The following is a 24188-nucleotide window of genomic DNA, read 5'->3' on the forward strand; positions in this document are numbered from 1 at the left end:
GCGGGCCTAGTGCTCGCGCAAGGCGCGTAAAAACGCATCGCCGTATTTATCCAGTTTGCGGTCACCCACGCCGCTGATGCGCGAGAGCTCGTAGTGATCCTGCGGGCGCAAGCGCACCATTTCCTTGAGCGTGGCGTCGCCAAAAATATGGTACGCCGGTGCGTTTTGTTCGTCCGCCAGCTGCTTGCGTAATTTGCGTAGCGCTTGCCACAAGGCCTGATCGGCGGGGCTGGCAAATTCGCTGTCTTTGTCGCGGTAGCTAAATTTCTCGCTGCGCGCGCGCAAATACAAGGGTATTTCGCCCTTTAGATAGGGGCGTGCGCTGTCAGTGAGCTCGAGCCCACCGTGGCCGGCCGGGCAAAGCTGCAGCGCGCCCTTGGCCAGTAGCTGTCGAAACACGGCGCGCCAGCTTGCTTCGTCAATGTCTTTGCCAATGCCAAAGGTGCTGGTCCGGTCGTGCAGGTATTCGGCAACTTTGCTGCTGTGTTTGCCGCGCAAGACATCCACCAAATGCCCCACGCCAAATTTATTGCCGGTGCGATAGACGCAAGAGAGCGCCTTGCGCGCCGCTTCGGTCATTTCCACTAGCTGGGGCGGATTCAGGCAATTATCGCAATTGCCGCAGGGGGCAGTGTGCTCGCCAAAATAGGCCAGCAGCACTTGCCGGCGGCATTCGGTGGTTTCCACCAGCCCTAGCATGGCATCGAGCTTGCGTCGCTCGACTTGCTTTTGCTCTTCGCTGCTGCCGCCTTGCATAATCATCTCGGCCAGCAGCATGACATCATTCAGCCCATAGGCGAGCCAAGCATTGGCCGGCAAGCCATCGCGGCCCGCGCGGCCGGTTTCCTGATAGTAGTTTTCGATTGATTTGGGTAAATCCAGATGCGCGACAAAGCGCACATCCGGCTTATTGATGCCCATGCCAAACGCAATGGTGGCGACCATCACCACGCCTTCTTCACGCAAAAAAATCTGCTGATGTTTGGCGCGGGTGCTGGCATCAAGCCCGGCATGATAGGGCAGGGCGCGAATTTCTTTGCTGCGCAGCCATGCGGCGGTGTCTTCCACCCGTTTGCGTGAAAGGCAGTACACAATCCCCGAATCACCTTCATGCTCGCGGCGCAGAAAGGTGAGCAGCTGATCGCGCGAGGTCTTTTTTTCGACCATGGTGTAGCGCAGATTGGGCCGATCAAAGCTATCGACAAACTCGCGCGCGTTTTCCAGCCGCAGCCGCTGCTGCATTTCCAGCCGGGTGCTGTGATCGGCGGTCGCGGTAAGGGCGATGCGCGGAATGTGCGGAAATTCATCTGCCAGCAGCGACAGGCCGAGGTATTCGGGGCGGAAATCATGCCCCCATTGTGAGACGCAATGGGCTTCGTCAATCGCAAACAGCGCCAGCTGTGCTTCACGCAGCAGGGCTAAAAAGCGCGGTGTGAGCAGGCGCTCGGGCGCCACGTACAGCAGCTTAAGCTCGCCGGCCAGAAACTGCCGCTCTACTTCCCGGCTGCCGGCTGCATCCAGCGTTGAATTGAGATAAGCCGCGGCTACCCCCAGCTCTTGCAGCGCTTGCACCTGATCTTGCATTAAGGCGATCAGCGGCGAAATCACCACCGCGCAGCCGGGTCGGGCGAGCGCGGGGATTTGGTAGCACAGCGATTTGCCGCCGCCAGTGGGCATCAGGACCAGCGCATCCTCGCCCCGGCACAGGGTCTGGACGATGTCTTCCTGCATACCGCGAAAGGCGCGGTAGCCAAAGACGTGCTGCAAAAGGTGGTGAGGGGAAATGAGGCTCATAAGCGGCGGTATTTTACGCCGCTTCCTGCCCAAGCTACAGCTGAACTTATTGTTTTAAAGGGTATTGGGCTGTAGGTATTTTGATGTATAGTTTTGAAGGTAATACAGAGGGAGGGTATTAATTAATCGTTGCCATCAATCGGGCCAGACTGGGTGATATAGGCACTGAGGCTTTGATCCAGCAAGGATTTCTTTTTACCAAAGCGCGACCACGGAATAAAGGGCAAACAGGCAAGCACGATTAAGGTGATAACCAGAAATTCCAGCATGGGTCAGCTCGACGCAATAAAAGTACCGACAAGTATATGCCCAGCTTTGGTGCGTCGCAATCAAAGCTTGCATGGTTTGTTAAAAATCAATGCAATTTCAGAAAGAATATGACAAGTCAATGGCGTGGCGCACAAAAAAGCCAGCCCGTAGGCTGGCTGGTCACTGCGCGATTGGGGCTTAAAGGCCTGCTTCAACCAGCATTTCGCGAGTAAGTAGGAAGACAAAGCCATCGCCCGATTCGGTGGGCAGCCAGATAAATGGCAGAGTTGGGAATTGCTCTTCCAGCACCTCGCGATTGTGGCCAATTTCCACCACCAGTACGCCTTGCGGATTCAGGCGGGCGCTGGCTTCGGCCAGAATGCGGCGGGTAATATCCAGCCCATCTTCACCGCTGCCCAAGGCCATTTCTGGTTCGTGCAGGTATTCCGGTGGCAGCTCTTCCACGCTATGCGCATCCACATACGGCGGGTTGGAAATGATAAGGTCATAGCTCATGTCCTGCACCGCATCGAATAGATCTGAATCCAGCAGATCAACGCGATCACCCAGGCCATAATCGAGCACATTGATCTCCGCCACATCTAGTGCATCGGCCGACAGATCCACCGCATCGATGGCCGCATCCGGGAAGGCATGCGCCATCAGAATGGCCAGACAACCGGAGCCGGTACACAGATCCAGCGCGTTGTGCACGAGCTCTGGATATTCAATCCATGGCTCCAGCCCGCCATTGAGCAAGATTTCGGCAATAAACGAGCGCGGCACAATCACCCGCTCATCCACATAAAATTTAAAGTCGCCCAGATAGGCTTCTTTGGTCAGATAGGCTGCAGGTTTACGAGTAACGACGCGCTCTTGCAGTACATTGAGCACCAGCTCGACTTCTTCGGGCAGTAGCCGGGCATCAAACACTGGCTCCAGCCGATCGATCGGCAGTTTCAAGGTGGCGAGGATCAGATAGGCCGCTTCATCCCAGGCTTCGCTGGTGCCGTGGCCATAAAACAGCTCGGCGGCATTAAACCGGCTGACCGCAAACCGATGCAGATCGCGGATGGTAGTCAGATATTCGCGGGCAGTGTCATACATGGTTGGGCTCCTTCAAACTGAATGCCGTGAGTGTACGAGGTTTTCTGCTGCTGTGGGCAGCGGGGGCCGATTTAATTGCGCTACGGCAAGTCAAGCTTGCCGGTGGCTAGGGCGGGCACGAGGCCGATACGGCCGCCGTGTTGGATAGAAAATCGGCTTATTTCGTTGATCTAACAGCAGTAAACGGTGTTCAGGGGGGCCATCATCGTGTAAAGTTCCGCCTTTATTGTTTGATTAGTCGGAGTAGTGTGGGTATGACATTTGCAACGCTTGGCCTTGCGCCTGAAGTACTGAAGGCAGTTGCCGAGCAGGGCTACGAAAACCCAACCCCGATTCAGCAGCAGGCGATTCCGGTGGTGATCACCGGGCAGGATGTGCTGGGTGCCGCGCAAACCGGTACCGGTAAAACCGCCGCCTTCACGCTGCCGATTCTGACCCGCATGATGCGCCACGCCAATACCAGCGTATCTCCCGCCCGCCACCCTACGCGGGTACTGATGCTGACGCCGACGCGTGAGCTGGCCGATCAGGTTTACGACAATGTGGCGCTGTACAGCAAGCACACCGGTTTGCGTAGCCATGTGGTGTATGGCGGGGTCGATATTAAAGCGCAGATACCTGCCTTGCGGGCCGGGGTCGAAATCTTGGTGGCGACACCGGGCCGGCTGCTTGATCATATCCAGCAAAAAAACATCAATCTCTCGCAAGTGGAGATCATTGTGCTGGATGAAGCCGATCGCATGTTGGATATGGGCTTTATTCCTGATATCCGCGAAATCTTCAAGCTGTGTACCAGCCGCAAACAAACGCTGCTGTTCTCGGCGACTTTCGCCCCTGAAATCGTGAAATTGTCCAACGATTTCATGCGCAATCCGGTGAAGATTGAAGTCGCGCGTCAAAATTCGGCCAACGAATCGGTGAAGCAAGAATTGCATCCGGTCGAAACCGGCCGCAAACGCGCGCTGCTGGCGCATCTGATCCGCATTCACCAGATGAGTCAGGTAATTGTCTTCTGCCGCACCAAAATTGGCGCCGAGCAGGTTTCCCGCGAGCTGCGCCGCACGGGCTTTGTCTGCGAGGCCATTCACGGCGATCGCGATCAAAAAGCCCGTACCGAAGCGCTGAATAAATTTAAAGCCGGTGAATTGCAGGTCTTGGTGGCCACCGATGTGGCTGCGCGTGGGCTGGATGTAACCGATTTGCCGTTTGTGGTGAATTTTGAATTGCCGACCAATCCGGAAGATTATGTGCACCGCATCGGTCGTACCGGCCGGGCCGGGGCGACCGGGGTGGCAATTTCATTGGTTGCGCCGGAAGAAGAAAAATCGTTTGCCGGCATTAAGGCCCTGCTGAAAAAAGAGCTGCAATTGGTGCCGGTACCAGGCTTCTCGCCCGGCACGGTGCAGCTGATTGATGAACGGGCGGAACGTGGTAACCGTAGCGAGCGCCGTGAACGGGGCGAACGCGGTGAGCGCAGCGAGCGTCCAGAACGCACCGCGGAACGAGGCGGTGAGCGTATGCCATCGCGAGCGAGCCGCGATGCGCAGGATATTCCGGCTTTCCCAAGCGATTTGCCCAAGCTGCCTAAACGCGGTCCACAGATTGCCGCCTTATTCCTGCCGAAAAAGGCCGCGCCGAGCAGTGTGGAATAATCCACCAGCCTGCTGACCTAGATAGCAAAAAAGACCGCCATGGCGGTCTTTTTTATTGCGCATTTGGGTAGTTCGCTTAAGCCGCGATCAGGCGTACGGCCAGCGGTGTAGCACCGGCCGCGAGCGGGAACAGACGATCAATATTCGGGTGCTTACCCGGGTTGGCTTCGGCGTCGGTGGTGTGCTCGGCATAAATACGCAGCGCTTTTTGCGCAGCGATATCGCTGATGGCGCCAAACTCTTGAAACAGCGCGTGATACACCCGCAGGCTGCCAGCCTGACCGGGTTTGTTTTCAATCCGAGCCACCACTTCTTCGCCATGCAGTAATTCCAGCGCGGCGAGGTGGTCTACGGTCGGCAATTGGGCCAGTTGTTCGGCAAAATTCATTGTGGTCTTCCTTGTCAACGGATCAGAGGCGTGCAGCGTTATATCACACAAGCGCATGGTGCGCTGCTTAAGGAGAATCCAATGCGTCAAATCGTAGCTATTGCCGCCCTCGCGAGTGGCCTGGTTTTATCCCCGCTGGCTATGGCCGAGCCGCCAGCCGGCAAACATGACCATTTCAAAGGCGATATCACCAAGGCCGACTTTCTGAAAAAAATGGAAGAGCGCTTCGATAAAATGGATACCAATAAAGACGGCGTTCTGTCTGAAGCTGAACGTAAAGCCGCGCATGAAAAAATGCGTTCTGAGCGCGAACAGCGCCGCAAAGAGCGGATGGCCAGCCAGCCGATGGCGAAATAATCGCCAGCGACCCAGAGTCAGGCAAAATAAAAGCGGCCAGTGGCCGCTTTTGTTTTGTGAGGGGGCAGATTAATCTCAGGCTTTGCCTGCTACGCCCCAAATGCTATCAAGCGGCATTTGTCCGGCGATAATCCGGCTATCGAGTACGTTCACTACGGTAAAGTCAAAATCGGCGGTGTTACGCAGTACCGGATTGGGCAGGAGTTGATCATGCGTATCAAACAGCGCCAACACCAGCGGGGTGCTATCGAGTTTGCCGCGCCGAACCACCACGCCGGTTTCGCCATTGATTAAATGCACGATACTGCCCGGTGGATACAGGCCCAGCGTCGATAAAAACAGTTGCGCCAGTTTTTGATCCAAGCTGCCCGCGCCGCTATTGAGGGTGGTAAACATCGCCGAATCGGCCAGCTGGCGGCGGCGATAGCTGCGATTGGCCAGCATCGCGCAATAGCGATCAGCCAGCCCCAGCAGGCGGGCCTCAAAGGTGATTTCGCTGCCTTTGAGTTTGCGTGGATAGCCGGTGCCATCGGGCGCTTCGTGATGTTGCTCCACGCAGGTGAGCCATTGTAAATCCGAGACGCCCAGCATCCGCAGCTGATCACGGCCGATTTGCGGGTGGGCCTGCATTTGGGCGCGCTGCTCCGGCGTGAGCGGCCCGGTTTGCTCGGCCAGCATTGATTCGAGCGCGTGCATCCCCAGATTCATGGTCAATGCCGCAGCCAATACCGAGCTGCGCGCCATGGCATCTTGCCCAAGATTATTCAGCGACAGCTCCGCCACAATGGCCACGTCCACCGCATGGCGAATTGGGTAGGGTGTATCGAGCTCCAGTAGCATGGTAGCGAGCGAAACCTCGGCCGATTGCTGGCAGGCGCGCTGGATCAGCTGCACAATGCCGGCCACGCCAGCGCCAAAATTCTCGGCCGCGAGCGGGTCGGCCAGCAGGGGGGCGAGGTCGCTACGCGCCTGGCGGATTAATTGCAGGGATGAAAGAGGTACGGAAGCCATTTGGAGTTACATGCCAGGCGGATAAAGTATATTAGCGCATACGAATAAAAACAGCGTGAGTTTAGCCTCACGCTGTGACAAAGATGCGGCGCCAAACCCGAGTTTACGCGCTGGAGTGTAGGGACTGTCGCTGGGCTTGTCTGCCCATAAATACCCGTATAGAGCTTGGTATCGTGCTCGCTGGTTGGCGCTTATTCGGCTTCGTCCATCCACATCAGCTGGATCGCTTCGAGGATTTTTTCACCGCAATGCTTGGGATCATCATCAAAGCCTTCCAGCTCCAGTACCCATTGCATCAGATCGGTAAAGCGCACGGTTTTCGGGTCGATATCGGGGTATTTTTCAACCAGTTCGATGGCGATGTCACGGCTGTCGGTCCATTTCATGCTGATACTCCTTGGGGGTAATGCCTGCTAAGCCTTGTATATAAAAGCCTGGCAGGCGATACATCGATTTGGCTTAGTGGTGTTCGCGGGCGTGATTGATGGTGTATTTCGGCAGCTCCACCACCAGCTCGGTGTCGGCCACGACGGCCTGGCACGAGAGCCGCGAGCATGATTCCAGCCCCCAGGCTTTATCGAGCTGATCTTCTTCCAGCTCATCAGCTTCGTTCAGGCTATCAAAGCCTTCGCGCACCAGCACATGGCAGGTGGTACAGGCGCAGGACTTCTCGCAGGCGTGTTCGATTTCAATGTCGTTGGCCAAGAGCGCATCGCAAATGGTGGTGCCGGGTTCAACGTCCAGTACCGCGCCTTCGGGGCAGAGTACGGCGTGGGGCAAAATCACGATCTGGGTCATGGTGTTTTCCTTGCGCGAGGCAATCAAATATCGGAAATTCGCTGGCCGGCCAGCCCGCGCTTGATGGCGGCATCCATCCGGCGGCTGGCAAATTCGCCAGTGGTTTGGTTCAGTTGTTCGGTGGCGGCGGTAATTGCCTCGGCGCTTTCGCCGGCAATGGCGCTGCGCAGGGCGGCAATGGCTGCGCTAATTTCTGCCGTTTCGCTGGCATTGAGCAGCGCGCCATCGCTAGCCAGCGCAATCTCAACCGCTTGAATGATGCTATCGGCTTCCACGCGGGCTTCGGCTAGTTTGCGCGCTTGGATGTCGTCTTTGGCGTGCGTCATCGATTCGGTCAGCATGCGGCTGATTTCATCGTCGGAGAGGCCATAAGATGGTTTCACGGCAATGCTGGCTTCAATGCCGGTAGATTGCTCGCGCGCAGACACGGAGAGCAGGCCATCGGCGTCCACTTGGAAAGTCACGCGAATGCGCGCTGCGCCCGCTACCATCGGTGGAATGCCGCGCAGCTCAAAGCGCGCCAAGCTGCGGCAATCGCTCACCAGCTCGCGCTCGCCTTGCAGCACATGGATCGCCATCGCGGTTTGGCCATCTTTAAACGTCGTAAATTCCTGTGCGCGTGCGGTTGGGATGGTGCTATTGCGTGGGATGACTTTCTCCACCAGGCCACCCATGGTTTCCAGGCCGAGCGAGAGTGGAATCACATCCAGCAGCAGCCATTCATCGTCGCCCTTATTGCCGGCCAGCACATTGGCTTGAATCGCCGCGCCAATCGCCACAACTTTATCCGGGTCGAGGTTAGTCAGCGGCTCTTGGCCGAACAATTCGCGCACAGCTTTGCGCACATGCGGCATACGCGTCGCGCCGCCCACCAATACCACGCCTTTGATGTCTTCGATGCGCAATTTGGCATCGCGCAGGGCTTTTTTCACCGGCAACAGGGTTTTGTTCACCTGATGCGCGGTCATGCTGTGAAACTGCTCGGCGCTGAGGGTCAGATCAATAATCGCACCATCCGAGAGCACGGCGGTAATCTGCGTTTGCGCGTGATCGGTGAGCGCTTCTTTGGCTTCGCGTGCACGGGTGAGCAACAGCCGCTGATCTTGGGCATTGGGGCCATGCAGATCGGCTTGCTCCAGAATCCAGCAATAGATGCGGTGGTCAAAATCATCACCACCCAGTTGTGAATCCCCGGAGGTTGCGCGTACTTCAAACACGCCGCGCGTCAGCTCCAGAATCGACACATCAAAGGTGCCGCCGCCCAGATCGTAAATCACATAAATGCCTTCGGCGGCATTATCCAGCCCATAGGCAATCGCTGCCGCGGTCGGCTCGTTCAACAGGCGCAGTACATTCAGGCCCGCCAGTTTGGCCGCATCTTTGGTGGCTTGGCGCTGGGCATCATCAAAATAGGCCGGCACGGTAATTACCGCGCCCACCAGCTCGCCGCCGAGGCTGTCTTCGGCGCGATGTTTCAGGGCGCGTAAAATTTCGCTGGAGACTTCGACCGGGCTTTTCACCCCGGCGCGGGTCACCAATTTGAGCATGCCCGGCTCGTCAACAAAGCGGTACGGCGTGGCCAAATCGGCAATGTCATTGATACCGCGGCCCATAAAGCGCTTGACCGACACCAGCGTATTGGCCGGGTCTTCGTTTTGCCGCGCTTGGGCGCTGTGGCCCACCAGCAAATCGCCATCCACGCCGTAATGCACCACCGAAGGTAGCAAGGTGCGGCCGTCCTGATCGGGCAGGCAGACCGCGCTACCGCTTTTAACGGTGGCCACGAGTGAATTGGTGGTGCCCAGATCAATGCCGACCGCCAGACGATGCTGGTGAGGGGCGGCGCTCATGCCGGGTTCGGCGATTTGCAACAAAGCCATTGGCCTGCTTCCTAGTAATTCAAACTAAATAATCAGGGTATATGCCTGAAGCTATTCTTAGATAAAGGCTTCAGGGATATACCCTTGGTGGTTGGCTTAGTACAGTACGGCTTCGATCGCGTCGCCGATTTCCTGATCCAGCTTTTCCATAAAGCGTAATTTTCGCACGCTGAGCGCGGCGGCGGCAAAATCCTGCAACTGATCCAGCTGCAGCGCCAGCGTGTCTTCCAGCGCGGTGATTTCGGCACGCATTTCACGAGCGAGGCTTTCGAGCGCATCGACATTCTGGCTGGCCTTGGCCTCGGCAATGCCTTCCCGCCATTCCATTTGCGCCATCAGAAAATCCATCGGCATGGCCGTGTTGGTTTCTTCCTGCGTATCGACGCCATGGCGCAGCAGCAGATAGCGGGCGCGGCTGAGCGGCGCTTTCAGGGTTTGGTAGGCTTCATTGATATGCGTGGCCGCTTGCAAAGATAGGCGGCGCTCGGCATCGGCGGCGGTGGCGAATTTATCGGGGTGATATTCGGCCACTCGGGCGCGATACTGGCTATCCAGCGCTTTGCCATCAAGGGCAAATTGCTCAGGCAGGGCAAACAGGCTGAAATGGCTTTGGCTGAAGTCGATCATGGCAAACCGGGTAGGGAACAGTAAAACGCCAGCGGCGAGGCTGGCGTGTTGGGCTTAAACGTTGAAGCTCTCGCCACACCCGCATTCGTTTTTCACGTTCGGGTTGTTGAATTTAAAGCCTTCGTTCAAGCCTTCTTTGGTGTAATCGAGCTCGGTGCCATCCAGATAGGCCAGCGATTTGGCGTCGGTATAGATTTTTACGCCATAGCTTTCAAATTGCAGATCGGTATCGCTTTCCACATCAACAAATTCCAGCTTGTAGGCCATGCCGGAACAGCCTGAGGTTTTCACCGCCAGCCGAATACCCAGCCCTTTGCCGCGTTTTTGCAGGAAATTGGCCACGTGGTTGGCCGCGCGCTCGCTCAATGTTAAAGCCATGATCTTACCCTTTGGGGTATAGGCTGGCAGGCTATGAATCAATGGGCCTGCAGGCCGATACCCTGTGTATGCGTGAAACGATTAACCGTGCTTTTTCTTGTAGTCATCCACCGCTGCTTTGATGGCATCTTCGGCCAAGATCGAGCAGTGAATTTTCACCGGTGGCAGCGCCAGCTCTTCGGCGATTTGGGTATTTTTGATCGACAGCGCTTCATCCAGCGTCTTGCCTTTCACCCATTCCGTGACCAGTGACGACGAGGCAATCGCCGAGCCACAGCCGTAGGTTTTGAATTTGGCGTCTTCAATCACGCCATCAGCACCTACTTTGATCTGCAATTTCATCACGTCACCACAGGCCGGTGCGCCAACCATGCCGGTGCCCACGCTGTCGTCGCCTTTTTCAAACGAACCCACATTGCGTGGATTTTCGTAGTGATCCAGTACCTTATCGCTGTATGCCATTTTGTGTTTCTCCAGATTCGCTCAGTTTTTCATCTAGCACTTGGGGTGGGGCGGGGTCTGATGTGCGCCGCCCGCTGGCCCAACTTAGTGCGCAGCCCACTCGATGGTTGAGAGGTCAACGCCGTCTTTGTACATTTCCCACAGCGGTGACAAGGCCCGCAGCTTGTCGATCTTGCCTTTGATCAGATTGATGGCGAAATCCACTTCGGCTTCGGTGGTAAAGCGGCCGATGGTGAAGCGGATTGAGCTATGCGCCAATTCATCCGAGCGGCCCAGGGCGCGCAAGACGTAAGAGGGCTCCAGCGACGCAGAGGTACAGGCCGAGCCGGACGATACCGCCAGGTCTTTCAGCGCCATAATCAGCGATTCGCCTTCAACATAGTTGAAGCTCACGTTCAGATTGTGCGGCACGCGTTGTTGCATATCGCCATTGAGGTGTACTTCTTCGATTTCTTTCAGGCCATTCCACAGGCGATCACGCAGCGCGCCGATGCGGGCGTTTTCGCTGGCCATGTCTTCCCGAGCGATGCGGAAAGCTTCACCCATGCCCACGATCTGGTGCGTGGCCAAAGTACCAGAGCGGAAGCCACGCTCATGGCCGCCACCGTGCATTTGCGCTTCCAGACGGACACGTGGTTTGCGGCGGACATACAGTGCGCCCACGCCTTTCGGGCCGTAGGTTTTGTGCGCCGAGAAGCTCATCAGGTCCACTTTCAGGGTGGCCAGATCAATTGCGACTTTGCCGGTGGCTTGCGCGCTATCGACGTGGAAAATAATCCCGCGCTCGCGGCAGATTTCGCCAATGGCGGCGATGTCTTGAATTACGCCGATTTCATTGTTGACAAACATCACCGAAATCACGATGGTGTCTGGGCGGATGGCGGCTTTGAGGGCTTCCAGATCCAGCAGGCCGTTTTCTTGCACATCCATATAGGTGGCTTCAAAACCTTCGCGTTCCAGCTCGCGCACGGTATCGAGTGTGGCTTTGTGCTCGGTTTTCACTGTGATGATGTGTTTGCCGCGGGTTTGGTAGAAATGCGCCGCGCCTTTGATCGCTAGATTGATCGATTCGGTCGCGCCCGAAGTCCAGACGATTTCTTTTGCGTCGCAATTAACCAGCTGCGCCACTTGTTCGCGCGCGTCTTCGACTGCGGCTTCCGATTCCCAGCCGAACGGATGCGAGCGGCTGGCTGGGTTGCCAAACATTTCAGTCAGGTACGGAATCATCTTGGCGGCCACGCGCGGATCAACCGGGGTGGTGGCAGAGTAATCAAGATAGATCGGTTTTTGCTGGGTCATGCTGTGTGCTCCGCTGCGTTGGTTCGTGCAGGACGAAAATTCAAATTCAGATAAGCTCGGTTTAATGGGCGCCAAGCAGGTGGCGCTGGTCTTTCATCACGCTGGGGTTGTCGCTGGTGCAGCGGCGGGCTTTTTCCTGCTGTTTTTCAATCAGGCTACCCAAGGTGACATCAGACAAAAAGCCGTGAATGGTGGCATTCAGATCGGTCCACAAATCGTGGGTCATGCAGCGCGATTCATCGCGACAATTTTCGCGGCCGCCACATTGGGTGGCGTCGATGGGCTCGTCCACCGCCTGAATGATTTCGGCGATGGTGATCGTACAGGCCGAGCGCGCGAGGCAATAACCACCGCCCGGGCCGCGCACGCTTTCCACCAGCTCGCGGCGACGCAATTTGCCAAATAGCTGTTCCAGATACGACAGCGAAATATGCTGACGTTCGCTAATGCCGGCCAAAGTCACCGGCCCATTGGCCTGGCGCAAAGCCAAATCCAGCATGGCGGTAACGGCAAAACGGCCTTTGGTGGTCAGTCGCATGGCGTATCCTTGGTGATCAGAATGCAGGGCTATGATACCAATACCCCACTATTTTGGTCAACTAAAAAGTTGACTGTTTTAGTGGGGTATTGCGTGCTTAATCGACAATGCGATTGAGGTAGCTCGGGTCGAATTTATCGGCAGTTGCGCGCTCTTCGGCGCAATCAACGCCCAGCTGTTCGAGCCGGCGCAAGATCATTTCCAGGCGCTGGTCCGTCGTGACCGAGTGATCGAGCAGGCCGTGAATGGCTTTCACCATCGGGTCGTTCATGTCCGCGCCCACGCCGTAGGCGGAAAAACCTAGCTGCTCGGCTTTTTGCTCGCGCTGCTGATCGGTTTGCGGGTCGAGAATCCGCGCCGGAATCCCGACAGCGGTCGCTCCGGCTGGTACGTTTTTGACCACCACGGCATTTGAGCCGACTTTGGCGCCATCGGCCAAGGTGATTGGGCCCAAGATTTTGGCGCCCGCCCCAATAATCACGCCCTTGCCCAGCGTGGGGTGGCGCTTGCCTTGGTTCCACGATGTGCCGCCCAGCGTTACGCCATGATACAGCGTGCAATCGTCACCGATTTCGGCGGTTTCGCCAATCACAATGCCCATGCCGTGATCAATAAACACCCGCCGGCCAATGGTCGCGCCGGGGTGGATCTCGATGCCGGTAAGAAAGCGCGCGCCATGCGACACCATGCGGGCCAGCAATTTCCAGTTGCGCCGCCACAGCCCGTGCGCCAGCAGATGCAGCGTCAGCGCATGAAATCCCGGGTAACAGGTAATGACCTCCATCGTAGAGCGGGCAGCAGGATCGCGGTCGAAAACCACGCGGATATTTTCACGCAAGCGGTCGAACATGGCAGTCGCCAGAGAATCTCAGAAAGACTGAGCATTTTACTCGGTTTTTCCGGCGAAGGGGAGGGCTGCAGGACGGCTTTTGCGCAAGGGTTGTAAGCTGCTGCTGGGTATTGCCTGCTGGGCTTTATTGAATAAAGTTTGCCAGGCAATACCCGGTGAGGTATTTGTGTCAGTCGGCTTAGCTTGGGGCGCGACCAAATAGCTCGCCCAAATAACGCAGCCTTGCCGCCAATTCGGGTGTGAGCTCGTCGGCGAGAAAGCGATATTGCCAGTTGCCGCTGGCTACGCCTGGGGTATTCATCCGCTCGCTGCCCGGTGCGCCGAAGAGATCTTGAATCGGGGCAATCGCCAAGGTGGCGGGGGTGCTCCATGCGAGGCGAATTAGATCCCAATGCGGCGCTTCGCCCGAGACATTCAGATAGCGGCGCAAGTGATCGCGGCTGATTTCGGGGCTGCTGGCGTACCAGCCCAGTGTGGTGTCGTTGTCGTGGGTGCCGGTGTAAACCACGGTGTGGGCGTCGGGGTAGTTGTGCGGCAGATGATCGCTACTGGCGCTGCCATCAAAAGCAAATTGCAGCACTTTCATGCCCGGCAGGCCCAAGCTTTCGCGCAGGGCGGTGACGTCGGGGGTGATGACCCCAAGGTCTTCGGCGACGATGCCCAGCTTATCACCTAGCTCGGCGCGGATGGCGGCAAATAGCTCTGCCCCGGGGCTGGCGCACCATTGGCCATGTTCGGCCGTGGGCTCGCCAAATGGCACCGACCAATGCGCGGCAAAGGCGCGGAAATGATCGATTCGTACCAGATCAGTACGCGCCAGTGCGCCAGCCACCCGGGCTACCCACCAGCGATATTTGGTTTTTTTGTGTGCGGGCCAGGCATACAGTGGGTTGCCCCACAGCTGACCCGTGGCGCTGAAATAATCGGGCGGCACCCCGGCGACTGCTAGCGGATCTCCGGCGGCATCGAGCTGAAATAAGCTGCGATTGGCCCAGACATCGGCGCTGTCTTGCGAGACAAAAATCGGCAAATCACCCAACAGCTGAATCTGCTGCTGGTTGGCGTAGCTTTTAAGCGCTTGCCACTGCCGAGCGAAGATAAATTGGCAGAATTGCGCGAAGGCAATCTCGGCGGCCAATGTTTGCCGATACTGTTTCAGCGCCTTGGCTTCGCGCTGCGCCAGTGCCGCCGGCCAGGAATTCCACACCGCGCCGTAATAGCAATCTTTGATCTGATTGACGGTCTGTTTATCGGCCAGTCGCTGATAGTAGGCCTGGTACTCCGCGCTTTCGTATTCATTCTGCCGTGCTGCAATAAAGTGCTGCTTGCACGCAATAAATAGGGCGTAGTCATCCAGCCAGGCCGCTTCGCGCGCGCAAAACTCGCTCAGCTCGAGTGCTAAAGGATGGGTGGCGGGCAGTGCTTGCAGGCCTTGCCACGCAGCACGCAGCACGGCCGTTTTCCATGGCAGCAGGCGGCCATAATCCACCCGGCGCGAGTCGAATTCATGTGGTGGAATCTGTTCGGCGCTGAGTAAGCCATCGCCGATTAATAGCTCGGGGCTAATCAGTAAGGGGTTGCCCGCAAAGGTGGAAAACGACTGATAGGGTGAATCGCCATAGCTGGTGGGCCCAAGCGGTAGCACCTGCCACACGCGCTGGCCGGCACTGGCCAGAAAATCCACCAGCCGGTAGGCGCCCGGCCCTAAATCGCCAATCCCGTAAGGAGAGGGCAGGGAGGTGAGGTGGACCAGAATACCTGCGGCGCGGGTCAAAGACATTTTCTGCCTCTTTGCGGTAATTTGTAATTTATGCGTAAATTTTATGGCGGTAAAATGACGGTCAAGCTTGAGTCTGGCTGTTGCAATTTCCGCCTGCTACGTACGGGAAAACTAGCATTGTGCTGCGTGAATGTGGCATTTTTCTGTCAGTACGTCGTGCGTTTCCAACATGCTGGCGCAGTGCCCGCGGCTTTGCCGCGCTGCAGCCAGCTCGCTTTGCCCCGCCTGAGAGGTTGTTTGCATGTCTGTTTCCCCTGCCGATATCGATGCCCTGTGCCAGGGCTTGCATGCCGATCCGTTTGCGCTGTTGGGCATGCATACCGATGCTGAGGGCGTGTGGGTACGAGCCTGGCTGCCGGATGCCACGGGGTGTGCGGTGGTCGAGGCCAAAACCGGCCGCAGCCTTGTGCAGCTAGCGCGGCTTGATGCGCGCGGGTTTTTTTCCGGCCTGATCCCGCGGCGTAAAAATACCTTTGCCTACCAGCTGGATGTGCAATGGGGCGAGCAGACTCTGCGGCTGGAAGACCCATATCGTTTCGGCCCGGTGCTGGGCGAGCAGGATGTATGGTTTCTGGCCGAAGGCAGCCAGCGCCGCCCGTTTGAGCGCTTGGGTACACACTGGGCCGAACGCGAGGGGGTGGCGGGTTTTAGCTTTGCCGTATGGGCGCCCAATGCGCGCCGGGTGTCGGTAGTGGGCGACTTTAATGGCTGGGATGGCCGTCGCCATGTGATGCGGCTGCGGCGGGAATGTGGTGTATGGGAGCTGTTTCTGCCGCAGGTGCAGGAAGGCCAAGCGTATAAATATGAAATCATCGATCAACATGGCCAGCTGCAACTCAAGGCCGACCCCTATGGCTTTGCCGCCGAAATGCGCCCCGCTACCGCCTCGCGTGTCGCGCGGCTGCCAGCCTGGATTGAGCACAGTGCCACGCGGCAAGCGGCGAATGCGCTGAATGCGCCGATCTCGATTTATGAAGTGCACCTGGGCTCGTGGCGCCGCCGCCCGCAAGAGGGTAATCGCTGGCTGAGCTACCGCGAGCTGGCGGTCGAGCTGGTGGATTACGTGGCCGAGATGGGCTTTACCCATCTGGAATTACTGCCGATCAATGAGCATCCATTTGATGGCTCCTGGGGGTATCAGCCGCTAGGGCTTTATGCTCCTACTTCCCGCTTTGGTACCCCGGAGGAGTTTCGCGCTCTGATCGAAGCCGCCCACGCCAAAGGGCTGGGGGTGATCCTGGATTGGGTGCCGGGACATTTCCCCACCGATACGCACGGCCTGGCGCAATTTGATGGCTCGCATCTATACGAGCACAGCGACCCGCGTGAGGGCTTTCATCAGGATTGGAACACGCTGATCTACAATTTTGGCCGCAATGAAGTGCGCAATTACCTGATCGGCAACGCGCTGTACTGGTTGGAGCGCTTCGGTATCGATGGCCTGCGGGTAGATGCAGTGGCCTCAATGCTGTATCGCGATTATTCGCGCAAAGAGGGCGAATGGATTCCCAACCAGTTTGGCGGCCGCGAAAACCTCGAAGCCATCGATTTTATGCGGCGGATGAATGAAGTGGTGGGTATTGAGCGCCCAGCGGCCATGACCTTGGCCGAAGAATCCACCGCCTTTCCGGCCGTGTCGCGCCCACCGGCGATGGGCGGGCTGGGCTTTCATTACAAATGGAATATGGGCTGGATGAATGACACGCTGGCCTATATGCGGCAAGACCCGGTGCATCGCAAATACCATCATCACCATATGACTTTCGGGTTGGTGTATGCGTTTAGCGAGAATTTCGTGCTGCCGATCTCGCACGATGAAGTGGTGCACGGCAAAGGCTCGATGCTCAGCAAAATGCCGGGCGATTGCTGGCAGCAATTTGCCAATCTGCGCGCTTACTATGCCTTTATGTGGGCGCACCCGGGTAAAAAACTGCTGTTTATGGGCTGCGAATTTGCCCAGGGCCGCGAATGGGATCATGACCAGAGCCTGGATTGGCATTTGCTGGATGATCCGGCCAATGGCTGGCACCGCGGCGTGCAGCAATTGGTGCGCGATCTGAACCATACCTATCGCGCCCATCCGGCATTGTATGAAATCGATTTTGATCATCGTGGCTTTGAGTGGATCAGCCATGAAGATGCAGAGCATTCGGTATTTAGTTTTCTGCGCAAAGCGGAAAACGGCGATTTTCTGCTGATTGTGAGTAATTTCACCCCGGTTACCCGCCATCATTACCGCTTGGGTGTGCCGCGCGCTGGCGTGTATCACGAAATCTTGAATACCGATTCGCAATATTATGGCGGCAGCAATCAGGGCAATCTGGCCATCGCCAGCGAGCCGCACCCGGCGCATGGCCGGGCTGATTCGCTGCGGATGACGATTCCGCCGCTGGCCACCGTGTATCTACGCTGGAGTGCGCACTGATGCGTGATAGCTGGCCAGCGCAACTTGCTACCGGGGCAGCGTATCCGCTGGGCGCCACCATCACGGCGGCCGGAGTGAATTTTGCGGTGTTTAGCCAGCATGCCAAGCGCATTGCGCTGTGCCTGTTTAGCGCCGATGGCCAGCAGCAAATTGCCAGTTGGCCTTTACCTGCGTGCACCGATGGCGTGTGGCATGGCTTCTTGCCGGGGGCGACGGCGGGGCTGGTGTATGGTTTTCGCGCCTATGGGCCGTATCAGCCCGCGCAGGGCGCGCGGTTTAATCCGGCCAAGGTTTTGCTCGACCCCTATGCCCGCGCGGTAGTAGGGCGGGGTGATCAGCTAGATACCTCGTTTGGGTATCTGGCTGCAGATCATAATCAAGCTGATCTACAAGACAATACCCCAACAGCAATCAAGACCGTGGTATGTGACGAGCCTTTTGCCTGGGGCGACGATACGCCACCGCGGACGCCATGGGCGCACACCGTATTGTATGAAGCGCATGTGCGGGGCCTTACGCAATTGCAGCCACAGATCGAGCCCGCGCTACGTGGCAGCTATGCGGCGGTGGCGCATCCAGCGATGCTGGCGCATTACCGCGCGCTGGGCGTCACTGCGATTGAGCTATTGCCCGTGCAATTACACCTGGATGAGCCCCGCTTGCAGGCGCTGGGCTTGGTGAACTACTGGGCCTACAACACGCTGGGCTTTTTTGCCCCTGAGCCCAGTTATTGGTCGGGCCGCACCGGCACAACGCCGCTGAGCGAATTCCGGCAAATGGTGCGCGACCTGCATGCGGCGGGCTTGGAAGTGATTCTGGATGTGGTCTACAACCACACCGCCGAAGGGGATGCACTGGGGCCGACGCTGGCTTTTCGCGGGCTGGATAATCAGAGCTATTACCACCTGCATGGCCAGGGGGAATACACCAACTGGAGTGGCTGCGGCAATGTGCTGGATTTAAGCCACCCCCGGGTGGTGCAGCTGGTGCTCGATAGCCTGCGCTATTGGGTAAGTGAATGCCACGTGGATGGCTTTCGCTTTGATCTGGCGCCGATACTGGGCCGGGTGGAAGGGCACTTTAGCGCCTGGGCGCCCTTGCTGACGGCGATTGGCCAAGACCCGATTCTGGCGCCTTGCAAACTGATTGCCGAGCCGTGGGACATTGGCCCCAATGGCTACCGGTTGGGGCAGTTTCCGGCTGGCTGGAGCGAGTGGAATGATCAATACCGCGATGTGCTGCGGCAGTTCTGGCTGCACGGTGGCGTCAGCCGTGCGCTCCTGGCCCGCCGCTTTGCGGCCAGTAGTGATTATTTTGCCCACAGCGGGCGTGCGCCCCAGGCCAGCGTGAATTTTCTAACCGCGCACGATGGCTTTAATCTGCGCGATTTACTCTCGTATGCGCACAAACACAATGCCGCCAATGGTGAAGACAATCGCGATGGGCATAACCACAATCTGAGCTGCAATTTTGGCCACGAAGGCGCTAGCGATGATCCTGTAGTGCAGGCCCGCCGGCTGCGGATGGCCAAAGCCCTTTTGGCCTGCTTGCTGCTCAGCCAGGGCACGCCGATGCTGTTGGCCGGTGATGAGCTGTGGCACACGCAGCAAGGCAATAACAATGCCTATTGCCAGAATAATGAGCTGACCTGGCTCAATTGGCAGCAGCCCGAGCAGGCCGCTTTGTGCGACTGGATCAGCAAAATGCTGCAAGTGCGCCAGCAGTGCGCCGCTTTGCGCGATAATCGCTGGTGGCAAGGGGTGGTGCAAGATCAAGGTTGGCCCGATGTCAGCTGGCTGCTGCCGGCTGGGGGTGAGTTAACGGCCGCAGACTGGGATGACCCAACTGGCGGCGCACTGCAAATCGTGCTCAGTGGGCAATATCTGCTGCAACTGAATGCCGCCAACCAGCCGCAGGCTTTTACCTTGCCGGCTGGGCGCTGGGAGCTCGTGGCTTGCGCCGCGGATGATGCGGCGATCGAGGTGGCCGCGGGCAGCCTGCGGATTTACCGGCAGACCGATTGTAGACCGGGCCACCCCAGCAAGATTAAGTAATGAAATTAAGAAATGAATCAATCAGGGAACAAATCACAATGACAATTCAAACCATAACGACACAAGCCTTTAGTGGCCAGCGCCCGGGGACGTCCGGCCTGCGCAAAAAGGTAACGGTGTTTCAGCAGCCGCATTATCTAGAAAACTTTGTGCAGGCGATTTTTGATGTGGTGCCCGAGCTGCAAGGCGGCACGCTGGTGCTGGGTGGCGATGGCCGTTATCACAATCGCGCGGCGATCCAGACCATTTTGCGGATGGCGGCGGCCAATGGGGTGGCGCGGGTGTTGGTGGGGCAGGGTGGTTTGCTGTCGACCCCGGCGGTTAGCTGCGTGATTCGCAAGCATGGTGCCGTGGGCGGGATTGTGCTGTCGGCCTCGCATAATCCGGGCGGCCCTGAGGGTGATTTCGGCATTAAATATAATGTGACCAATGGTGGTCCCGCACCCGAGAAAATCACCGAAGCCATTTACCAGCGCACCACGTCGATTGATACCTACCGGGTGTATCAAGCTGCAGACATTGATATTGAAAACGTAGCGAGCTATACCATCGGCGAGATGCAGGTGCGGGTGATCGATTCGGTCGCCGATTATGCCGAGCTGATGGAAAGCCTGTTTGATTTTGCCGCGATTCGCAACTGGTTTGCCGCCGGCCACCGGATGCGTTTTGATGCGATGTGCGCAGCTTCTGGCCCTTACGCCACGCGCATCCTCGAAGGTCTGCTCGGCGCGCCAGCCGGTACCGTGGTGAATGGCACCCCGCTGGAGGATTTTGGCGGTCTGCATCCGGATCCGAATCCGGTGTATGCCGAAGCGCTGGTGCAGCAAATGTTCGCCGCGGATGCGCCCGATTTTGGCGCCGCCAGCGATGGCGATGCCGACCGCAATATGATTGTGGGCCGGCAATTTATTGTGACCCCATCCGACAGTCTGGCCGTCATGGCCGCCAATGCCACGCAGGTGAAAGGCTATGCCGGTGGGATCGCCGGGGTGGCGCGCTCAATGCCCACTTCGTGTGCTGTTGATGCCGTGGCCAAACGTCTGGGCTTGCCGTGCTTTGAAACGCCAACCGGTTGGAAATTCTTTGGCAATCTGCTCGATGCCGGCAAAGTGACGTTGTGCGGTGAGGAAAGTTACGGCACGGGTTCGGGTCATGTGCGCGAGAAAGATGGCGTGTGGGCGGTGCTGTTCTGGCTCAATCTTTTGGCGGTTACTGGCAAATCGGTGGCCGAGCTGGTGAGCGAGCACTGGCAAACCTATGGCCGGCATTTTTATTCCCGCCACGATTACGAAGCACTAGATACCGAAGCCGCTAATGGCCTGATGGCGCATTTGCGCAGCCAATTGGCGCAGTTGGCTGGCCAAACCATCGCTGGGCAAGCCATTGCCAGCGCCGATGATTTTGCCTACGACGATCCGGTGGATGGCTCACGCAGCGAAAAACAAGGTATCCGCATTTTGCTGGCCGATGGTAGCCGGGTGGTGTTCCGCCTCTCGGGCACGGGCACTGAAGGCGCCACGCTGCGCGTGTATCTGGAGAAATACGAGGCTGATACCAGCCAGCATGGCGTCGCCACCCAGACCGCACTGGCGGGGCTGATCGCGCTGGCTGATGCCGTGGCGCAAATCCGCCAGCGTACCGGCCGCGAACAACCTACCGTGGTGACCTAAACACCCGGCTTTCAATTCATAGCGCAGTGGGCCCGCCAATGCCGGCGGGCCGCGACAGGAGAGGCAAGAATGGAAGTGCAATTAATCGATAAAGCCACGCTCGCCCGGCAATTGCCAGGCCGCGCCGTGGCACTGGTATTGGCAGGTGGTCGTGGTTCACGCTTAAAAGCCCTAACCGATCACCGCGCCAAACCGGGGGTGTACTTTGGTGGCAAATTCCGCATTATCGATTTTGCATTATCCAACTGCATTAACTCGGGCATTCGCCGCATTGGGGTGATTACCCAGTACAAATCGCATTCGCTGATGCGCCACCTGCAGCGCGGCTGGTCTTTCCTGCGCAATGAAATGAATGAGTTTGTTGATGTTTTGCCGGCGCAGCAGCGGGTGAACGAAGAGCATTGGTATCGCGGTACGGCCGATGCGATTTATCAAAACCTGGATATCTTGCGCAATTACCGCTCAGATTATGTGGTGATTCTAGCGGGGGATCACATCTACAAAATGGATTACTCGCGCATGCTGGTCGATCACGTGTTGCTCGGGGCCGAGGTGAGCGTGGCGTGTATCGAAGTGCCGCGCGAAGAAGCTTCGGCCTTCGGAGTGATGGCGGTGGATGAAACGCGCAAGATCACCGACTTTGTCGAAAAGCCCGCGAACCCGCCGGCCATGCCCGGCAATGAGGCGGTCTCGCTCGCCTCGATGGGGATTTATATTTTTAACACGGCCTACCTTGAGCGCTTGCTGGAAGAAGACATCCAGGTGGAGGGCTCGAGTCACGATTTTGGTAAAGACCTGATCCCGAAAGCCGTGAGCGAAGGCAAAGCCTTTGCCCACCCGTTTAGCCTCTCTTGCGTGCAAACTGAATCCGGCGGCAATCCCTACTGGCGCGATGTGGGGACGGTGGATGCCTACTGGGCCGCTAATCTTGATCTGGCTTCGGTCACCCCTGAGCTGGATGTTTACGATCAAAGCTGGCCGATCTGGACATTGCAAGAGCAGCAACCACCGGCCAAGTTTGTGCAGGATCGCAACGGTAGTCACGGTATGACGCTCAATTCGCTGGTGTCGGGCGGTTGTATTGTGTCCGGCTCGCTGGTGATTAATTCGGTGCTGTTTTCGCAGGTGCGGGTGCATTCGTTCTGCACGATTGATTCGGCGGTGATTTTGCCGGAGGTGGTAGTGGGGCGCGGTTCGCGTTTGCGCCGCTGCGTGATTGATCGTGGCTGCCAGATTCCGGAAGGCACGATTGTGGGCGAGAACGTTGAGGAAGATGCGCGCCGTTTCTACCGCACCGAAACCGGCGTTACCCTGATCACCAAAGACATGCTGGCCAAACTGCCAGCCTAAATGCCACAGCGGTTTCATTTAGCGCGCAGATAATGCTGCGGATGGGCGCTGGCCCGAGCTAACTTCTGCAAAGGATCGAGAATGCGAATTCTGCAAGTGTGTGCCGAAATGTTCCCGCTGCTGAAAACTGGCGGCCTCGCTGATGTCACCGGTGCGCTGCCGGCGGCTTTGGGGCAGGTGGGGGAAGAAGTCCGGACATTGCTGCCGGCTTTCCCCGCGCTGCTGGCCACGGTGGAAATTCGGGGCGAAGTGGCCCAGCTAGATGGCTTGGGCACGCCGTGCCGACTGCTCTTTGGGGAAACGGCAGCGGGGCTGCCGGTGTATTTACTCGATGCGCCGCATTATTACGATCGCCCGGGTAATCCATACCAAGCGGCCAATGGCGAGGCCTATGCCGACAATGCCGAGCGCTTTGCGCTGCTGAGCTGGGCCGCCGCCCAGTTGGCGCAAGGCGTCGATCCGCTGTGGCAGCCGCAGTTGGTGCATGCCCATGACTGGCATGCCGCGCTCACGCCGGCTTATCTGGCCGCCGCGGGCCGGTCAGTGCCGTGCATCTACACGATTCATAATCTGGCCTATCAGGGTGTATTTGCTGCCGAGACTTTTGCCCGGCTGCAACTACCCGCCGAATTTTTTGCGGTGGATGGGCTGGAATACTATGGCCAGCTGTCGTTTATGAAGGCCGGTATCGTGTATGCCGACCGCGTAACAACGGTGTCGCCAAGTTACGCGCAAGAAATCACCACCGCCGAGCAAGGCTGCGGGCTGGATGGCTTGTTGCGCAGCCGGGCCGCGGTATTGGCGGGGGTACTCAATGGCGTGGATCCGGCCGTTTGGCATCCCGCCACTGATACCGCACTGGTGGCCAATTACAGCGTCGATAAACCCGCCGGTAAAGCCAAATGCAAAGCCGCCCTGCAAGCCCAGCTGGGGCTGAATGTGCAGGATGACGCTCCGCTGTTTGTGGTGGTCAGCCGCCTGACCGAGCAAAAAGGCCTGCAGCTGGTGCTGGCGGCGCTGCCGGAAATTACCGCGCGAGGTGGCCAGCTCGCTGTGCTGGGCAGTGGCGATACTGCGCTGGAAGAAGCCTTTGTTGCGGCGGCACAAGCGAATCCGACGCAAGTGGCCGTAAAAATTGGCTACGATGAAACGTTTTCGCATCAATTGATCGCCGGAGGCGATGTGATCATGGTGCCAAGCCGATTCGAGCCGTGTGGCCTCACGCAGTTGTATGGTCTGCAATACGGCACCTTGCCACTGGTACGGCGGGTGGGGGGGCTGGCCGATACGGTGGTCGATTGCAGCTTAGAGAATTTAGCCGAGGGTATTGCCACCGGCTTTAGCTTTGATGGGTTCTCCAGCCAGGAACTCACCCGGGGTATCAAGCGCGCCTTCGCCCTGTGGGCGCGGAGCAAAGAATGGAAGCAAGTACGCAAAACCGCCATGCAGCAAAATTTTGGCTGGTCAGCGGCCGCTGACCAGTATCAAGCGTTGTATCAGCAAGTTAGTGCCTGAACCG

23 protein-coding genes are annotated in these 24188 nt (G+C 57.8%); 7 read left to right on the forward strand and 16 right to left on the reverse strand.

Going from position 1 to position 24188, the window contains the following annotated elements; all coding sequences use genetic code 11:
- Positions 1-6: 6 nt before the first annotated feature.
- From recQ to prmB, 3 genes are all read right to left on the reverse strand, one after another.
- Positions 7-1794 (reverse strand): DNA helicase RecQ, encoded by a 1788-nt coding sequence (gene recQ, locus QV747_RS00180; protein WP_273428586.1) that lies wholly within the window; start codon positions 1792-1794, stop codon positions 7-9.
- 122 nt (positions 1795-1916) lie between these two features.
- Positions 1917-2063 carry a hypothetical protein gene (locus tag QV747_RS00185; protein ID WP_273428585.1) on the reverse strand — a complete coding sequence of 49 codons (147 nt, stop codon included), beginning with the start codon at positions 2061-2063 and terminating at the stop codon, positions 1917-1919.
- Positions 2064-2241: 178 nt separating this feature from the next.
- The gene (gene prmB / locus QV747_RS00190; protein ID WP_273428583.1) at positions 2242-3150 is read right to left on the reverse strand and encodes a 50S ribosomal protein L3 N(5)-glutamine methyltransferase; all 909 of its coding nucleotides are present in this window, start codon (positions 3148-3150) and stop codon (positions 2242-2244) included.
- Between the two features lie 254 nt (positions 3151-3404).
- On the opposite strand from prmB, the gene QV747_RS00195 reads away from it, so the two are divergent.
- Positions 3405-4802, forward strand: a complete 1398-nt coding sequence (locus QV747_RS00195) for a DEAD/DEAH box helicase (protein WP_273428581.1) — start codon at positions 3405-3407, stop codon at positions 4800-4802.
- 76 nt (positions 4803-4878) lie between these two features.
- On the opposite strand, the gene QV747_RS00200 is transcribed toward QV747_RS00195, so the two are convergent.
- On the reverse strand, positions 4879-5190 hold the full coding sequence (locus tag QV747_RS00200) for a DUF2322 family protein (protein WP_028448651.1): 312 nt from the start codon (positions 5188-5190) through the stop codon (positions 4879-4881).
- Between the two features lie 81 nt (positions 5191-5271).
- Here QV747_RS00200 and QV747_RS00205 point away from each other — a divergent pair, with 81 nt between their 5' ends.
- On the forward strand, positions 5272-5547 hold the full coding sequence (locus tag QV747_RS00205; protein ID WP_034618636.1) for a hypothetical protein: 276 nt from the start codon (positions 5272-5274) through the stop codon (positions 5545-5547).
- A 75-nt stretch (positions 5548-5622) separates the two neighbouring features.
- On the opposite strand, the gene QV747_RS00210 is transcribed toward QV747_RS00205, so the two are convergent.
- The 12 genes from QV747_RS00210 to QV747_RS00265 form a co-directional block, all read right to left on the reverse strand.
- A complete protein-coding gene (locus tag QV747_RS00210) occupies positions 5623-6558 on the reverse strand; it encodes an HD-GYP domain-containing protein (protein WP_273428579.1) in 936 nt (311 codons plus the stop codon).
- 191 nt (positions 6559-6749) lie between these two features.
- Positions 6750-6944, reverse strand: coding sequence for a Fe-S cluster assembly protein IscX (gene iscX, locus QV747_RS00215; RefSeq protein ID WP_028448653.1), 195 nt, complete (start codon positions 6942-6944; stop codon positions 6750-6752).
- A 73-nt stretch (positions 6945-7017) separates the two neighbouring features.
- Positions 7018-7356, reverse strand: coding sequence for an ISC system 2Fe-2S type ferredoxin (fdx, locus tag QV747_RS00220; protein ID WP_028448654.1), 339 nt, complete (start codon positions 7354-7356; stop codon positions 7018-7020).
- A 23-nt stretch (positions 7357-7379) separates the two neighbouring features.
- The gene (gene hscA, locus QV747_RS00225; protein ID WP_047395627.1) at positions 7380-9236 is read right to left on the reverse strand and encodes a Fe-S protein assembly chaperone HscA; all 1857 of its coding nucleotides are present in this window, start codon (positions 9234-9236) and stop codon (positions 7380-7382) included.
- Between the two features lie 96 nt (positions 9237-9332).
- The gene (gene hscB, locus QV747_RS00230) at positions 9333-9863 is read right to left on the reverse strand and encodes a Fe-S protein assembly co-chaperone HscB (protein WP_028448656.1); all 531 of its coding nucleotides are present in this window, start codon (positions 9861-9863) and stop codon (positions 9333-9335) included.
- 54 nt (positions 9864-9917) lie between these two features.
- Positions 9918-10241, reverse strand: coding sequence for an iron-sulfur cluster assembly protein IscA (iscA, locus tag QV747_RS00235; protein ID WP_028448657.1), 324 nt, complete (start codon positions 10239-10241; stop codon positions 9918-9920).
- A gap of 81 nt (positions 10242-10322) precedes the next feature.
- Positions 10323-10703, reverse strand: a complete 381-nt coding sequence (gene iscU / locus QV747_RS00240) for a Fe-S cluster assembly scaffold IscU (protein ID WP_028448658.1) — start codon at positions 10701-10703, stop codon at positions 10323-10325.
- An 84-nt stretch (positions 10704-10787) separates the two neighbouring features.
- Positions 10788-12002 (reverse strand): IscS subfamily cysteine desulfurase, encoded by a 1215-nt coding sequence (locus QV747_RS00245; protein ID WP_028448659.1) that lies wholly within the window; start codon positions 12000-12002, stop codon positions 10788-10790.
- A gap of 61 nt (positions 12003-12063) precedes the next feature.
- A complete protein-coding gene (iscR, locus tag QV747_RS00250) occupies positions 12064-12540 on the reverse strand; it encodes a Fe-S cluster assembly transcriptional regulator IscR (RefSeq protein ID WP_028448660.1) in 477 nt (158 codons plus the stop codon).
- Positions 12541-12637: 97 nt separating this feature from the next.
- The gene (cysE, locus tag QV747_RS00255; RefSeq protein WP_273428575.1) at positions 12638-13390 is read right to left on the reverse strand and encodes a serine O-acetyltransferase; all 753 of its coding nucleotides are present in this window, start codon (positions 13388-13390) and stop codon (positions 12638-12640) included.
- A gap of 178 nt (positions 13391-13568) precedes the next feature.
- Positions 13569-15170 (reverse strand): 4-alpha-glucanotransferase, encoded by a 1602-nt coding sequence (gene malQ, locus QV747_RS00260; protein ID WP_273428573.1) that lies wholly within the window; start codon positions 15168-15170, stop codon positions 13569-13571.
- Between the two features lie 111 nt (positions 15171-15281).
- Positions 15282-15413: a hypothetical protein gene (locus QV747_RS00265; RefSeq protein WP_273428571.1), complete on the reverse strand. Its 132-nt coding sequence runs from the start codon at positions 15411-15413 to the stop codon at positions 15282-15284.
- Here QV747_RS00265 and glgB point away from each other — a divergent pair.
- From glgB to glgA, 5 genes are all read left to right on the forward strand, one after another.
- A complete protein-coding gene (gene glgB, locus QV747_RS00270; RefSeq protein ID WP_273428569.1) occupies positions 15412-17595 on the forward strand; it encodes a 1,4-alpha-glucan branching protein GlgB in 2184 nt (727 codons plus the stop codon). The genes QV747_RS00265 and glgB overlap by 2 nt on opposite strands.
- Positions 17595-19649, forward strand: coding sequence for a glycogen debranching protein GlgX (gene glgX / locus QV747_RS00275; RefSeq protein WP_273428568.1), 2055 nt, complete (start codon positions 17595-17597; stop codon positions 19647-19649). Before glgB ends, glgX begins: the two co-directional genes overlap by 1 nt.
- A 38-nt stretch (positions 19650-19687) precedes the next feature.
- Positions 19688-21319 (forward strand): alpha-D-glucose phosphate-specific phosphoglucomutase, encoded by a 1632-nt coding sequence (locus QV747_RS00280; RefSeq protein ID WP_273428566.1) that lies wholly within the window; start codon positions 19688-19690, stop codon positions 21317-21319.
- A 69-nt stretch (positions 21320-21388) separates the two neighbouring features.
- Positions 21389-22669: a glucose-1-phosphate adenylyltransferase gene (gene glgC / locus QV747_RS00285; RefSeq protein WP_028448665.1), complete on the forward strand. Its 1281-nt coding sequence runs from the start codon at positions 21389-21391 to the stop codon at positions 22667-22669.
- A gap of 81 nt (positions 22670-22750) precedes the next feature.
- A complete protein-coding gene (glgA, locus tag QV747_RS00290) occupies positions 22751-24184 on the forward strand; it encodes a glycogen synthase GlgA (protein WP_273428564.1) in 1434 nt (477 codons plus the stop codon).
- The last annotated feature ends 4 nt before the right edge of the window (positions 24185-24188 follow it).

The sequence above is a fragment of the uncultured Chitinibacter sp. genome (genome assembly GCF_945957625.1).
GTDB lineage: Bacteria > Pseudomonadota > Gammaproteobacteria > Burkholderiales > Chitinibacteraceae > Chitinibacter > Chitinibacter tainanensis.

Excerpts from the sequence above, each read along its gene's own strand:
- recQ (WP_273428586.1), bottom strand. The coding sequence starts at position 1,794 with ATGAGCCTCATTTCCCCTCACCACCTTTTGCAGCACGTCTTTGGCTAC.
- QV747_RS00185 (WP_273428585.1), bottom strand. The coding sequence starts at position 2,063 with ATGCTGGAATTTCTGGTTATCACCTTAATCGTGCTTGCCTGTTTGCCC.
- prmB (WP_273428583.1), bottom strand. The coding sequence starts at position 3,150 with ATGTATGACACTGCCCGCGAATATCTGACTACCATCCGCGATCTGCAT.
- QV747_RS00195 (WP_273428581.1), top strand. The coding sequence starts at position 3,405 with ATGACATTTGCAACGCTTGGCCTTGCGCCTGAAGTACTGAAGGCAGTT.
- QV747_RS00200 (WP_028448651.1), bottom strand. The coding sequence starts at position 5,190 with ATGAATTTTGCCGAACAACTGGCCCAATTGCCGACCGTAGACCACCTC.
- QV747_RS00205 (WP_034618636.1), top strand. The coding sequence starts at position 5,272 with ATGCGTCAAATCGTAGCTATTGCCGCCCTCGCGAGTGGCCTGGTTTTA.
- QV747_RS00210 (WP_273428579.1), bottom strand. The coding sequence starts at position 6,558 with ATGGCTTCCGTACCTCTTTCATCCCTGCAATTAATCCGCCAGGCGCGT.
- iscX (WP_028448653.1), bottom strand. The coding sequence starts at position 6,944 with ATGAAATGGACCGACAGCCGTGACATCGCCATCGAACTGGTTGAAAAA.
- fdx (WP_028448654.1), bottom strand. The coding sequence starts at position 7,356 with ATGACCCAGATCGTGATTTTGCCCCACGCCGTACTCTGCCCCGAAGGC.
- hscA (WP_047395627.1), bottom strand. The coding sequence starts at position 9,236 with ATGGCTTTGTTGCAAATCGCCGAACCCGGCATGAGCGCCGCCCCTCAC.
- hscB (WP_028448656.1), bottom strand. The coding sequence starts at position 9,863 with ATGATCGACTTCAGCCAAAGCCATTTCAGCCTGTTTGCCCTGCCTGAG.
- iscA (WP_028448657.1), bottom strand. The coding sequence starts at position 10,241 with ATGGCTTTAACATTGAGCGAGCGCGCGGCCAACCACGTGGCCAATTTC.
- iscU (WP_028448658.1), bottom strand. The coding sequence starts at position 10,703 with ATGGCATACAGCGATAAGGTACTGGATCACTACGAAAATCCACGCAAT.
- QV747_RS00245 (WP_028448659.1), bottom strand. The coding sequence starts at position 12,002 with ATGACCCAGCAAAAACCGATCTATCTTGATTACTCTGCCACCACCCCG.
- iscR (WP_028448660.1), bottom strand. The coding sequence starts at position 12,540 with ATGCGACTGACCACCAAAGGCCGTTTTGCCGTTACCGCCATGCTGGAT.
- cysE (WP_273428575.1), bottom strand. The coding sequence starts at position 13,390 with ATGTTCGACCGCTTGCGTGAAAATATCCGCGTGGTTTTCGACCGCGAT.
- malQ (WP_273428573.1), bottom strand. The coding sequence starts at position 15,170 with ATGTCTTTGACCCGCGCCGCAGGTATTCTGGTCCACCTCACCTCCCTG.
- glgB (WP_273428569.1), top strand. The coding sequence starts at position 15,412 with ATGTCTGTTTCCCCTGCCGATATCGATGCCCTGTGCCAGGGCTTGCAT.
- QV747_RS00265 (WP_273428571.1), bottom strand. The coding sequence starts at position 15,413 with ATGCAAACAACCTCTCAGGCGGGGCAAAGCGAGCTGGCTGCAGCGCGG.
- glgX (WP_273428568.1), top strand. The coding sequence starts at position 17,595 with ATGCGTGATAGCTGGCCAGCGCAACTTGCTACCGGGGCAGCGTATCCG.
- QV747_RS00280 (WP_273428566.1), top strand. The coding sequence starts at position 19,688 with ATGACAATTCAAACCATAACGACACAAGCCTTTAGTGGCCAGCGCCCG.
- glgC (WP_028448665.1), top strand. The coding sequence starts at position 21,389 with ATGGAAGTGCAATTAATCGATAAAGCCACGCTCGCCCGGCAATTGCCA.
- glgA (WP_273428564.1), top strand. The coding sequence starts at position 22,751 with ATGCGAATTCTGCAAGTGTGTGCCGAAATGTTCCCGCTGCTGAAAACT.